Origin of the sequence: Thioalkalivibrio sp. ALJ2 (genome assembly GCF_000378325.1) — a bacterium.
Taxonomy (GTDB): domain Bacteria; phylum Pseudomonadota; class Gammaproteobacteria; order Ectothiorhodospirales; family Ectothiorhodospiraceae; genus Thioalkalivibrio.
In genome coordinates this window covers 99,865-111,881 of record NZ_KB899556.1, presented here as the reverse complement: position 1 = coordinate 111,881, position 12,017 = coordinate 99,865, and the positions used below count along the sequence as shown (strand labels likewise).

15 protein-coding genes and 1 pseudogene are annotated in these 12,017 nt (G+C 65.9%); 7 read left to right on the top strand and 9 right to left on the bottom strand.

Annotated elements, in window-relative coordinates; all coding sequences use genetic code 11:
• The first annotated feature begins 105 nt into the window (after positions 1–105).
• Positions 106–1,344 (top strand): bifunctional diguanylate cyclase/phosphodiesterase, encoded by a 1,239-nt coding sequence (locus F468_RS0107775; RefSeq protein WP_018139291.1) that lies wholly within the window; start codon positions 106–108, stop codon positions 1,342–1,344.
• A 65-nt stretch (positions 1,345–1,409) separates the two neighbouring features.
• Here F468_RS0107775 and F468_RS0107770 read toward each other — a convergent pair whose 3' ends face one another.
• Both F468_RS0107770 and F468_RS0107765 read right to left on the bottom strand, forming a co-directional pair.
• On the bottom strand, positions 1,410–1,805 hold the full coding sequence (locus F468_RS0107770) for a DUF4168 domain-containing protein (RefSeq protein WP_018174192.1): 396 nt from the start codon (positions 1,803–1,805) through the stop codon (positions 1,410–1,412).
• Positions 1,806–2,137: 332 nt separating this feature from the next.
• Entirely contained in the window at positions 2,138–2,842 is a 705-nt protein-coding gene (locus tag F468_RS0107765; RefSeq protein WP_018994904.1) for a DUF4197 domain-containing protein, read from the bottom strand.
• A gap of 398 nt (positions 2,843–3,240) precedes the next feature.
• On the opposite strand from F468_RS0107765, the gene F468_RS0107760 reads away from it, so the two are divergent.
• The gene (locus tag F468_RS0107760) at positions 3,241–4,329 is read left to right on the top strand and encodes a lecithin--cholesterol acyltransferase (protein ID WP_018993826.1); all 1,089 of its coding nucleotides are present in this window, start codon (positions 3,241–3,243) and stop codon (positions 4,327–4,329) included.
• Between the two features lie 19 nt (positions 4,330–4,348).
• Here F468_RS0107760 and F468_RS0107755 read toward each other — a convergent pair whose 3' ends face one another.
• Positions 4,349–5,047 carry an ABC transporter substrate-binding protein gene (locus tag F468_RS0107755; protein ID WP_026296512.1) on the bottom strand — a complete coding sequence of 233 codons (699 nt, stop codon included), beginning with the start codon at positions 5,045–5,047 and terminating at the stop codon, positions 4,349–4,351.
• Positions 5,048–5,150: 103 nt separating this feature from the next.
• Positions 5,151–6,674, bottom strand: a complete 1,524-nt coding sequence (locus tag F468_RS0107750) for an NAD(P)H-dependent oxidoreductase (protein WP_018994902.1) — start codon at positions 6,672–6,674, stop codon at positions 5,151–5,153.
• A 114-nt stretch (positions 6,675–6,788) separates the two neighbouring features.
• Here F468_RS0107750 and F468_RS0107745 point away from each other — a divergent pair, with 114 nt between their 5' ends.
• Complete coding sequence (locus tag F468_RS0107745; protein WP_018137590.1) at positions 6,789–7,250, top strand: SRPBCC family protein; 462 nt, start codon at positions 6,789–6,791, stop codon at positions 7,248–7,250.
• Here the strand turns inward: F468_RS0107745 and F468_RS0107740 are convergent.
• Positions 7,247–7,795 (bottom strand): cyclin-dependent kinase inhibitor 3 family protein, encoded by a 549-nt coding sequence (locus F468_RS0107740; protein ID WP_018137589.1) that lies wholly within the window; start codon positions 7,793–7,795, stop codon positions 7,247–7,249. The two genes, F468_RS0107745 and F468_RS0107740, sit on opposite strands and share 4 nt — an antisense overlap.
• Positions 7,796–7,897: 102 nt before the next feature.
• Between F468_RS0107740 and F468_RS14585 the strand changes: the two genes are divergently transcribed.
• The 4 genes from F468_RS14585 to F468_RS0107720 all read left to right on the top strand — a co-directional run bounded on the left by F468_RS14585 (position 7,898) and on the right by F468_RS0107720 (position 10,111).
• Positions 7,898–8,041 (top strand): hypothetical protein, encoded by a 144-nt coding sequence (locus tag F468_RS14585; protein ID WP_018137588.1) that lies wholly within the window; start codon positions 7,898–7,900, stop codon positions 8,039–8,041.
• Positions 8,042–8,076: 35 nt separating this feature from the next.
• Complete coding sequence (locus tag F468_RS0107730; RefSeq protein WP_018649456.1) at positions 8,077–8,697, top strand: phosphoribosyltransferase; 621 nt, start codon at positions 8,077–8,079, stop codon at positions 8,695–8,697.
• Between the two features lie 126 nt (positions 8,698–8,823).
• Complete coding sequence (locus F468_RS0107725; RefSeq protein WP_018994901.1) at positions 8,824–9,477, top strand: phosphoribosyltransferase; 654 nt, start codon at positions 8,824–8,826, stop codon at positions 9,475–9,477.
• On the top strand, positions 9,464–10,111 hold the full coding sequence (locus F468_RS0107720) for a dienelactone hydrolase family protein (protein WP_018649454.1): 648 nt from the start codon (positions 9,464–9,466) through the stop codon (positions 10,109–10,111). The genes F468_RS0107725 and F468_RS0107720 overlap by 14 nt, the downstream gene beginning before the upstream one ends.
• Here the strand turns inward: F468_RS0107720 and F468_RS0107715 are convergent.
• The 4 genes and pseudogenes from F468_RS0107715 to F468_RS0107705 all read right to left on the bottom strand — a co-directional run bounded on the left by F468_RS0107715 (position 10,086) and on the right by F468_RS0107705 (position 11,982).
• The gene (locus F468_RS0107715) at positions 10,086–10,538 is read right to left on the bottom strand and encodes an SRPBCC family protein (RefSeq protein ID WP_018649453.1); all 453 of its coding nucleotides are present in this window, start codon (positions 10,536–10,538) and stop codon (positions 10,086–10,088) included. The genes F468_RS0107720 and F468_RS0107715 overlap by 26 nt on opposite strands.
• 1 nt (position 10,539) lies before the next feature.
• Positions 10,540–11,019, bottom strand: a complete 480-nt coding sequence (locus F468_RS0107710) for a VOC family protein (RefSeq protein WP_018174183.1) — start codon at positions 11,017–11,019, stop codon at positions 10,540–10,542.
• Between the two features lie 383 nt (positions 11,020–11,402).
• A pseudogene (locus F468_RS14655) lies at positions 11,403–11,705 on the bottom strand (VOC family protein); the annotation flags it as partial.
• 88 nt (positions 11,706–11,793) lie between these two features.
• On the bottom strand, positions 11,794–11,982 hold the full coding sequence (locus tag F468_RS0107705; RefSeq protein ID WP_018137790.1) for a hypothetical protein: 189 nt from the start codon (positions 11,980–11,982) through the stop codon (positions 11,794–11,796).
• Positions 11,983–12,017: the final 35 nt, after the last annotated feature.

Sequence of the window (12,017 nt, the reverse complement as noted above, 5' to 3'; positions counted from 1 at the left end):
TAAAGGCCCGGGCGCGAACCGGTAAAGGACCGTGACCGCGCCGCCATACCCGCCCTGCCGCAACAGGGTGCAAAGCCGGCCAGGAAGGCCAAAGGATGCCACGCAATGTCCAGGTTCGAGTCGGCTCAACCCCTGGCAGGCAATACCCGGTATTCCGACTACCTGGCTCGAACGACGCTCCGCGCCTGGGTCGGGATGTCCTTTGTCTCCGCGACACTGATCATCGTCGCAGGCCTGCTGCTCTCCTGGTTGATCCCGTACCTGGCGGGTGGCGCCGACAGCATCGTGCCGCACTTCTACTACGTGCCCATCCTGTTTGCCGCCGCGCGCTTTGGGCCCGGCGCCGCCCTCGTCGTGGCACTGGTGGCCGGCGTACTGGCCGGGCCCCTGACCTATGTGGACGTCGCCGCCGCCACCGCACAGGAGACCGAACGCTGGCTGACGCGCACCGCCTTCTTCGTCGGGATCGGGCAATTGATGGCCTGGCTGGTCATTCCCGCGCTGCATCCGGTCACCGAGGAACTGCGGCGCATGCGTCAGGAATTCGATATCCGCCGGGGCCTGAAACACAACGAGTTCTTTCTGCGCTACCAGCCGATCTACTCGATCCGCCAGCATCGATTCGTCGGGGTCGAGGCGCTGATCCGCTGGCAGCACCCGGCGCACGGCGAGCTGACGCCGGCGGACTTTCTCGACGTGGCGGAGGACTCCTCGCTAATACACGACATCGGCGCGCAGGTGATCGCCGAGGCCTGCCGACAGACCGAGGAGTGGAAGACCCTTGCGCAGGTCCATGGCCGCGAACCCTGGTACACCGCGATCAATCTCTCCGCCCGCGACTTCATTCGCCCCGAACTCGCGTACGACGTCGCATCCGCGCTCAAGCGCCACCACCTGCCACCCGAACTCCTGACCATCGAACTCACCGAGACCGTGCTCGCGCTCGAGGACGCCGAACCCGCCCTCGAGGCGCTGAAGCACCTGGGGGTACAGCTCGCCATCGACGACTTCGGCACCGGGTATTCGTCCCTCGCCTATCTCAATCGGTTTCCGATCGATACGCTGAAGCTCGACCGCCAGCTTGTATCCAGCCTCGGCCACGACCCCTCGGCCGAAGACCTCGCACGAGGCATCGCACTGCTGGCCGGATCGCTCGGGCTGAAGACCGTTGCCGAGGGCATCGAGACCCGGGACCAGATCGGCCTGAGCGAGGAACTCGGGTTCGACCGCATCCAGGGGTTTTACTTCGCCCGGCCCCTGACCGCGGACGAAATCCCGTCCCTTCTGCTGATCGAGGAGGTTGACCCGGACCACCCGCCGACGCCGAGCGGCGCCCGGGCGTAGAAAACCCCGGTGGGCGGTTCGCCCACCGGGGTCCTGGGAGATAGCAGGCGTAGTGCTTGTGGAGGCTACGAGTCCCCCGCCACCTCGGCGAATTGCTCACCAAGATCGCTGTCGTTGTCGATCAGGTAAGCAATCTCCTGGTATTCCTTGACGGTCAGCCCTTCATCCTCGATTGCGGCGACCATCTCGTCGTTGGCCTCGTCGCGCAGCTCCTGGGCCCCCTCGCCTTCTGCTTCCGCGATGTCATCTGCGTATTCCGCGCGGATGTCCTGGGCCGCATCCGCGGCCGCCAGAAAGCTTTCCAGATCGCTTTCACTGACGTCCTCGGCGGACATTTCGGGATCATCGGTCCATTCCTGCTCGAACACATGCGGATCATCCGCTGCCACCGTGCCCGCACCACCCAATGCGAGCCCGAGAGCCAGGGCGATCGAATAAGTTGTACCGGTCTTGTGTCCCATTCTGCGCCTCCTGCTTCTTCAGATTGGTTGGATTGCGTTAGCCCGTCGCAATGAACGCGCCGTCTGACCCGTAGCGATGCAGCCTCCGTGCCAACATGGCCTGAATGCCGCATGCCGCGCCGCCAGGCGGTTTCCGCACCTGAATGCAGTGATCGGACGGGTCCCAATCACATCCAGAGGTGGGTCATTCAGACACATGCATCGCCCCGACCCGTGTCGCTTCGACTCACTCCCTGGGGCCGCCTCGTTCAACGCCGGCAAGGCCCTTCACCCACAAAAAAGCCCCGAGGCGCAATGCCACGGGGCCCGGCCGTTTGTGCTCGGCGCCTGGGTTAGCTTGACCCGAAGTACTCCCGCAGGAGCTGCGTCGTGCGCGCGGCCGGATCCTCGCGAATGCGACGTTCCTCGTCCGCCAGAATGGTAAACAGACCATCCAGTGCGTGGTCGGTCACATAGCGATCCAGGTCCACATCCAGATCGGCCAGGCCGGGGATACGGCTGGCTGCATCGCGCAGCGGCTGGTACACCCGGTACACCCCGGCACCCTCCATATGCTCGCGCACCACGGGCGCATAGCGCTCGCGCAGATCCGACTCGGACGCACCGCGCAGGTACTGGGTCGCGGCATCGTCATCACCGCGCAGTACCGCGTGCACGTCGGACGGCTGCATGCCCCGAATCGCACTCACAAACACCGGGGCCGCCTCCCGTGCGGCCGCCTCGGCGGCCCGGTTCATGCGCCGCTCGAGATCATCCACCTGGCTGCCCATGCCAGCGCTGCGCAGCACATCCCCGGCCTGCCGCAACTCCTGCGGCAGACCGATCCGTATGGCCTGGTTGCCCCAGTAGCCGTCTTCCTGCCCCGTCCGTTCCACGGTTCGTTCGGTGCCGACTCGAAGGGCCTCGCGGACCGCCTCTTCCGCCCGGTCACCACCACTCCCCTCGCCGTTCAAACCGAAGTCGCGGACATCCAGTCCGGCACAGGCCGAGAGAAAGAACGGCAGAAACAGCAACAACATGAGCGGCGAATTACGCATGCGGACACTCCGACAGAATCATACGGGGCATGATACACATCACGCCTCGCATACCCCGTGCCCCGCTTGTCACATCCAGCACCGCGCCAGGCTTGCGATCCACCCGCGCATGCTCAATTGTTAAGGAAACACTGACTAATGGACACACTCGCGTTGGTACCCCAGGTTTGCCGAGGCAAGGCGCGTCGTGCAGCGGGTAGTGGTTCTACCCGCAAGCGGCGCAACGCAGGATCGGGGAACCTGGGGTGCCAACCCCACGGGGCTCGGCCGCTTTTGCGCGGGAACGGCGTTGCGGCTCCCTTGTGCAGAATGACTGCACGGCAGTCACCGCGCCTTGTTCGCACGCAAAAGCGACTCGAGCGCGAGCGTGTACATTAATCAGTGTTTCCTTGAGTGATATGACCCACAGACCGCGCCGCCAAAGACCCGCCCGCAAGCGCCTGTACGCTGCCGCCGTCCTGTTCGGCTTGCCGCTACTCGCGTTCATCGCCTGGGTCACATGGACGGAGCAGCACCCGGAGCAGGAGCGCGAGTTGCGTGTGGAGGTCCAGGACCGCCTGCACGAGTGGTTTCCGGAAGTCATGGAGCTACCCGACGAGCTTCGCGGCTTTGTCCCGCGATCCACGGTATTCGACGACAGCACCCGGCCCGAAGTCGTGATGCTGCACGGGCTCGACGAGCCCGGCGATATCTGGGACACGCTGGCGTCCGCCCTCGACACAGCCGGCATCAATGGCTGGGAGTTTCGCTACCCGAACGATCAGGCGATTGATCACAGCGCCGACCTCCTGGCCGAGTACTGGGAGACGCTGGAGGCCGAACAGCCCGTGATTCTGGTGGGCCACAGCATGGGCGGCCTGGTGATCCGCGACTTTGTCACCCGCTGGCGACACCCCGTCGACGAGGCTCCGCGGGCCGAAGGACCACCCATTGCAGGCGTAATCCTGGTCGCCACCCCGAACCAGGGCTCCGACTGGGCACGCCTGCGCGTCTGGCTCGAGGTGCGCGAATGGCTGGCCGACATACGTGAGCAACGCTTTTCGCTTTTCGCCGGTCTTCGCGACGGCACGGGCGCGGCCAAGATCGATCTGCGGCCCGACAGCGAGTTTCTGGCGGACCTGAATCAGCGCCCCTGGCCAGAGGACATTCCCGTGCGAATCATCGGCGGCGTGGTACCCGAGCCGACCCCGGCGATGGAGGCCAGCCTGCGATCCCTGAGCGAGCAGTTCGGCATCGAGGACTTGCCCGCGCGCATCGAAGAGTGGTGGGAGGACACCAGCGAAGGACTGGGAGACGGGGTCGTGCCGATCGATTCCCTGTCACTGGAGGGACACCCCGAACCCGAGATCCTGGAGGCCTCGCACCGCGGTCTCCTGGTTCCCGGCCCCCTGACGGAATACCCCCCCGCGGTCGAACCGATCCTGCATATCCTGTTCGACTGGCGGGACGAGGACCGGCCTGTCCCCGCGATTGACCCGCAGGACTAACGTCTCTCCAGCGCAGGGGTCAGATCCCCAGCTCCCGCAGGACCTTGTCGATGCGTGGCACCAGGTGCGCATGCGGCGAGTCCTTGCGTACCAGCAGATGCATCGAGGTCACGTCCAGCACGTTCGAGGAGGCCACCAGCCGACCCAGTGCATCCGCCTCGTCGGGATAGGCCCGCTTCAACTCCCGGATCGTGTGTTCCGTCACCTCACTCATGTTGATCAGCACGTCCCCCTCGCCGGCCGCCAGGCGGCGCAGGTTCTCCGACAGCGTGCCCTCGCGCTGCACGTCCAGACCTTCCAGGTTGGCCTTGCCCCAGCCGTTCCCGGCGTAGTCCAGCACGCGGTATCCGGCAAAGTCCTCCAGGCGCTCCTTGGCGAGCAACGCATCGCGCTCGGGGTGATCCTCACGCACGAAGGCCACCCATTCCGGCTCGGCCAGGGCGACCTCGCTCGCAATCAGATACTCCTCGCGCTCCGGCGTCATGGTGGTAATGATCGCGTCGGCCTTGCCCTCCTTCACCAGCCGCTGCGCCTCCTCCCATTCGTAGGGCTCGTGGCGCAGTGGCACCCACAAGTGGGCAAAGGCCTCCTGCATTAACTGGACATAGTGGCCCGCGAAGCGCCCATCGCGATTGATGTACCCGTACGGCGCCTCGTCCCGGTCGCCCGCGATATGAAACGCCTCGCGCTGATCCGCCACCGCCGGCACCGACAACATGCCCAAGACCGAAATACCTGCCAACAGCCGTCCAAACATCGCTCAGTCCCTCCATACCGTGCCGTCCGGGCCCCGAATCCGCCGGAGGCCGGCATCCCGTCACTCAAGCCGCGGAAAGATTTACCAGCGGCACCAGACCAAACCAAAGCACATAGCCTAGCGATACCGCCATCAAGCCGTCGATACGCCCGCCCGGTGCCCCGCGCTGACGCTCGCGCCACAACATCCATATCAGCCAGGCCGCATGCGGCACCACGAAATAGGCAATGCCTGCATAGGCCCCCTGAGCCCAACCGGTCAGGTGGAATGCCGTTCCCGCAACCGCCGCCAGACCGGTGAACACCAGCGCCACACCGAGCGCACCACCATTTCCCAGCCGCACCGCCAGGGTCCGTTTGGCCACAGCCGCGTCCGCCTCGCGATCGGGGATACCAGACAGCGTAATCGACGGGATGATCGCCAGAAACAACGGCAGGCTCAGCCACCAGGGCAAGGGGTCCGTCCAGTCCCCCGCGAGGAACACGTACCCGCACAGCAACACGCCCAGGCTGTGGGTCAGCGCGACATCCACCTCCCCGAGCCCGCGATAGCTGAGCTTCAGGGGCGGCGCCGTATACCCGATCGCGAGCACCGCCAGCACGCCCGTTACCCACAGCATGGGACCGGCATCGCCGGGCGCGACCGCGAGCAGCGCGGCAAACGCCGCCGCGAAGCCCCCCAGTGCCACCGACGTACCGGCGTTGATCTCGCGCAGGGACAGCCGCCCCTCCACCAGCACCCGCGAGCCGCCGGTAAAGGCGCTGTAGAAACGGTTCTGGCGATCGGAGCCGAAATCTACCCGTTCATTGACCAGGACCGTCGCCACCTCGAGCAGGAACAGGCACAGATAACCCAGCCAGAAAACCGGATTGCGCGACACACCGCCGTCCGGGGCCGCCGCCAGGGCCCCTGCGGTGTAGGCCACGAAGGTCATCGGGTAGAACTGCAGGCGCAGTGCCTGCAGCCAGCCCCCCAGCTTGAAGGCCGCCCGTTCGCGCAGGCTCTCGCGGCCATGCTCCAGGCGCAGCCCTTCCTGTCGTGCGCGCTCGAGCCACGCCTCGCGCTGGCGGTCATCGGCCTCGCGTACCGAACCCAGCATCAGCGAGCGCACCGGGCGGATGCCGCAAAAGCCCAGGGTCGCGCGCGCCATCGCGTTGATCCCCGGCTGGCGATACAACAACTGATGGATCAGTACCGGGGTATCCATCGTGGTAATCAGCTGTGCGGAGCGTCCCTGCAGCAGCCCCTCGTATCCGGTGCCGCCCTCGCAGCTGCGAAAGGCAAACTCGGGCGTCATCACGCGATCGAGAAAGCCCTTGAGCAGCGCTGGCATGGTGCCCCACCAGGTGGGAAAGACGAATACGAGATGATCGGCCCAGGCGACCAGTTCGCGCGCCGCGTCCAGATCGTCTTCCAGCGGCTGCTGATTCGGCGAAGGCGTGTGAACGTGCGGGTCGAACTCGAGATTCGCCAGCTCCAGGGAGCGCACTTCCGCCCCGGAGGATCGGGCCCCGTCACGGTAGGCCTCGGCCAGCGCGCCGCACAGGCTGTCGGTACGCGGGTGGCCCAGGATCACGAGCACCTTCACGCGAGGTGGCTCCCGGAAAGGGCCTTGCGACCGCTACGCCCCGGAACAGGGCACGTGGTGCATACCGGGTTGCCTCCCTGCATACTCGAAGTCCTCCGAACCCCGTCTCTGATCATGCCCACGATCGAACACCAGGCACACATCCGCGCGGACCAACCCGATGTATTCGCCCTGATTACGCGGGTCGAGGAGTTCGTCCATTACAGCGAGGCCATCGAAACGATAGCGCGCGTCGGGGAGGCCCGCTACCGATGGGTCGTCCGCATCGCCGGCATTCCCCTGAGTTTCGATGTCGAGATCACAGAAACGGAACCACCGGAGCGCTTTTCCTGGCAATCGCTGACCGGCGTGCAGAATCGCGGCACCTATCACCTGACACCCGCGCAAAACGGCACGACGATCCACCTGCGTCTGGAGTACGAGCTCGACAATCCGCTGCTCGAAGAGACCGTCCGCCAGGCGGCCAAACCACTGATCCAGACCCTGAGCCGCGAGATCATCGACAACGTGGAAGCGGAGCTGCAGAAGTCACCGGGAAAAGGCATCGATCAGGAGGGTCCGCGCCCGGATCGTTAGACCCCGGTAGCGGACAGGCTCAACAAATAACGCTGCTGGTCCGGGCTCTCGATCGCGCCGGGGCGCGCCCCGCGCACCATTGCGATGGCCTCCTCCGGCGCGAGGCCCCGTTCGATCAGCGTCAAGGCCGCAATCGTCCCTGCACGGCCAAACCCGCCACCGCAGTGAAAAATCACCCCTTCGCCCGCACGCAGCCGACGGTGTACCTCGGGGCCGACTTCGCGCCAGCGCAGCTCCCAGGGGCGATCCGGCGCCGCCATGTCACCGATCGGCAGGTGCAGCCACGCCATCCCCGCCGCACGCACGGCCTTGCCCAGCTCGGGCACACCCAGCTTGTCCAGTTCATGCCCCTGGTTCAGCGTGACCAAGGCCGTCGCTCCCCAGTCCCGGATCGCTGCCAGATCCGCCGCCAGGTCCCGCTGACCACCGGGCGCCTCCGGCTCGCACTTGCCGGGGCAAAGCGTCATCCCGATCGTTCCGCCTTCGGGCAGGCTCACCGTGCCGATCTCCAGGGAGCGGGCGGGATTGTCGCTAGTCTGAGTCATCAAGCCTCTCTCAATCGTCCGGCGCCAAGGCCAGTCGTTCCGATCTCGGGCCCGCAAGGGCCCTTTCTGCGAACCAACGCCGCATCTCCCAATCCTACCGGTATGGACACCCCGTTACTCATCCTGGGCCTCCTGCTGGTCGCCAGCCTGGCCGCATTCTTTACCGGCGTACTGCCCTATCCCATCGGATGGATCATCCTGACCATCGCCTTCATCGCACGCTTGCTCTTTCTGGCCGGCCGATAACATCCTTGCTGAAGCCGCGATGGAGAGCGCCCGCGATGTCTGAAGCCCGCAAGATGCCGGTACAACTGATCAGTGTGGACGCGGTGGTCGACGCCGCGGACCGCCTCGCCCGCCAGATCCTGGACAGCGGCTTCCGGCCGGACACGATCGTCGCCATTGCCCGTGGTGGCTTCATGCCGGCGCGATTCCTGTGCGACTTCCTGCAGGTGCACAAGCTGCTGAGCCTCAAGGTGGAGCACTACACCTCCGGCGCCCGCAAGAAACAGGCCGCGGCCGTGACGGTGCCGCTAAGTGGCGAGGTCCGCGGGGAGCGCGTCCTGCTGGTGGACGACGTCAACGACAGCGGCGATACCCTGGCCGCGGCACGCCCGCATCTGGAGACCTTCAAGCCCAGGGCCGTGCGTACCGCCGTGCTGCACGAGAAGACCACGACCACCTGTCCGGCGGACTTCCGCAGCCACACCGTCCGCGAGTGGCACTGGCTGCTCTATCCCTGGGCGGTCGTCGAGGACGTCGGCCAGTTCATCCAGCAGATGGACCCGCCGCCCAGCCACCGTGTGGAACTGATCGAACGCCTGCGCCTGGACTACGGCCTGGAACTGCACCCCGGCGAACTCGATCGCGTGATTCGCTACCACAGTCTCGAGATCCGCTAGGCCGAACACCGCTATGGGCTTAAGGGCACCGGCCGAGGCCTCCTATTTTGCTCAGACCCGCCCGTTTTCCTGCCCTCTCGGGCCTACACTCCAGGACAGTTCAACTGCGTACTGACCGGAGGGCCCATGCGTTTTCGGGACCGTACCGACGCCGGCCGGCGGCTGGCGCAAACGCTAAACCGCTTCCGCGGTCAATCCGGCGTGGTGTATGCCCTGCCGCGCGGCGGCGTCCCGCTCGGGGCCGAGGTCGCGCGGCACCTGGATATGCCGCTGGATCTGCTGATCCCGCGCAAGATCGGCCACCCGTTTCACCCCGAATACGCAATCTGCGCGGTCCCGGAACACGGCGAGCGCGTCTGCAACCCCCGCGAGGAGGAACGCATCGACCCGGAATGGCTGGAGCGGGCCGAGGCCCGCGAACGCGCCGAGGCCCGGCGACGACGCGAACTGTACTGCACCACGCCCGCCCCGGACGTCGCCGGCAGACTGGCGATCATCGTCGATGATGGCATTGCCACCGGCCTGACCATGCGCGCAGCCATCCGCGACGCCCGGCAACGCCACCCCAGCCAGATCGTCGTCGCGATCCCCGTGGCCCCGGCCGACACGGCGGAGCTGCTCGAGACCGAGGTCAACCACGTGGTAACCCTGGACCGCCCGGTGTACTACCGGGGCTCGGTCGGGTCCTATTACGAATCCTTCGAACAGACCTCGGACGACGAGGTGATCGACCTCCTGGCCACCGCCCACCGCTCGCGCAAATCCGATGTCTCGCGCTGAGCAACACGATGTGACCCTCGCCCTGGACGGGCGTCCGCATCAGGGGATCCTCGGCCTGCCGGAGACCCCCTCCGGGCTGGTCGTGTTCGCGCATGGAAGCGGCAGCAGCCGCCTCAGCCCGCGCAACCACCAGGTGGCCCACGTGCTGCAGGCGGCCGATCTCGCCACGCTGATGTTCGACCTCCTGACCGAGACGGAGGATCGCACCTACGAGAACCGGTTCGACATCCCGCTGCTGGCCCGTCGGCTCGTACAGGCCTGCGAATGGGCCGCTTCGCAACCCCGACTCGCAGGGCTCCCGATGGGCCTGTTTGGCGCCAGCACCGGGGCGGCCGCGGCATTACAGGCGGCCGCGGCGGCCCCCGATACCATCCGCGCCGTCGTCTCCCGCGGCGGCCGCCCGGATCTGGCGGGCGAGGCCCTGCCGCGGGTGGCGTCACCCACCCTGCTGATTGTCGGGGGCGACGACACCATGGTGATCGAGCTCAACCGCCAGGCGCAGTCCCGCATGCAGGCCACCTGCAGGCTCGCGATCATCCCGGGCGCCACTCACCTGTTCGAGGAACCGGGCACCCTGGAGCAAGCGGCCGATCTGGCCACGGACTGGTTTACCCGGTGGTTGAATCCCGAATAGGGAGGGCCGGGTTTCCTTCCAGCAGCACCTTCAATTGGTCCAGGTCCTTCTCCACCGCGCACCGGTCCGAATCAAACTGCTCGTCGGACATCCCCGGCTGCCGGAAAAGGCTGAACACCAGCTCGCTCCCCTCGCCGTTCGGCAGGACGCGCATGGGGTTGTGAACGATCACGCCCGAGGGGAGCTCGACATCGTGATCCATCACACCGAGATCGTTGGGCGCCGCAAACCGTACCGTCACCCTCCCAACGGGCCCTTCCACGACCCACGCATCCCCCTGCTGTCGAACCTCCGAACGCGCGAGCCCCTCGGCCCATAACGGGAGATTTCTCGGATCGGAGGCAAAGGCATAGACATCTGCGGGAGTGCGCGCGATGGATACGGTCAGGTGCAGCACCTCGGCCATGCTGGGCCCGCGGGCGTCCATTTCACCGACCCTCAAAGGCTCGAACCAGGGCCGCGATGTCGAACTTCTTCATCTTCAGGAACGCCTGCGTGATCCGGGCCAGCGCCGCGGGATCACCGGGCTGCATCATCTCGTCCAGCACCGCGGGGACGATCTGCCAGGACAGGCCGAACTTGTCCCTCAACCAGCCGCATTCCACCTCCTGCCCGCCATCGGCCGTCAGCTTGTCCCAGTAGTAGTCGATCTCCTGCTGCGTATCGCACTTGACCATGAACGAGATCGACTCGTTGAACGGGACCAGCGGACCTGCACTGATGGCCTGGAACTCCTGCCCCAGCACGAAGAAGGTGACGACCTCCACCGAACCGGACGGGGTGCCTTCCAGGGTGACCGTGCTCTCGACCCACGAGTTTTCGAAGACCGAGGCGTAGAACTCGGCCGCCTCCCTGGCCTGACGCTCGAACCACAGGTGCGGAACGAGTTTGTGCCGAATGGTCGCCATCGCGTATCTCCCGCAAGGCCGGGGCCTACTACTCTGACCTTACTCCCACGTGTTGGCTCCCTGCTCGAAGCCGCCCCGATAGGGACTGCCGACACAAAAACGATGCCCATTAGGGAGACACTGACTGAGTGGCGCATTCGCGCTCGAGTCGCTTTTGCGTGCGAACAAGGCGCGGTGACTGCCGTGCAGTCATTCTGCACAAGGGAACCGCAACGCCGTGCGCGCGCAAAAGCGGCCGAGCCCCTCCGGGGTTGGCACCCCAGGTACCCCGATCCGGCGTTGCGCCGCTTGCGGGTAGAACCACTACCCGCAAGCGGCGCGCCTGGTCTCGGAAAACCTGGGGTACCAACGCGAATGCGCCACTCAGTCAGTGTCTCCCTCAGCGCCTGCATCACCACCCACTCTGCATGGCGCGCCACCACGGTTGCGCCCAGACTCTGCAAACGCGCGACCTCCGCCTCGACCGAGTCGGAGTCGATATCCAGGTGTGCGCGCGGATTGTGATCCACGCGCTGGATGATGACCTGCACTTCCCCGGGCGGCGTGACGAGCTGGATAAAGCCGCTGGCCGCATCGAAGTCCTCGGGCATCGGATAGCCCAGTGCGCTGGCCCAAAAACGCGCATCGGCGGCCAGATCCTCCGTCCGGCAGTCGATCACGATGTTTCCGAGTCGGCTCTTGTGCATGGTGTCAGGGGGAACACGGCACTCGCGTGCCCCCAAAGACCACCTTCGGTTCGGGAGAACACACTGACGTGCGTGCCCTCCCGCCCCGTTAGCGCGGCTTGCAGGCCAGGCCGAACTCGAAGGTATGGATCTTGAAGCCCTCGGGAAACGCGGCCTTGAGTCGGCGCTCGAACTCGGCGTAGATCTCGGCCTTGTGCTGCTGCACGTCCCAGTCGCGGCTGTCGCAGTCGACCCCCTCGACGTCCAGCTCCATGTTCAGCTCCAGATCCGGGGCCATTTGCAGTCGGATTGTCGGCATCTCGGTTCTCCTTG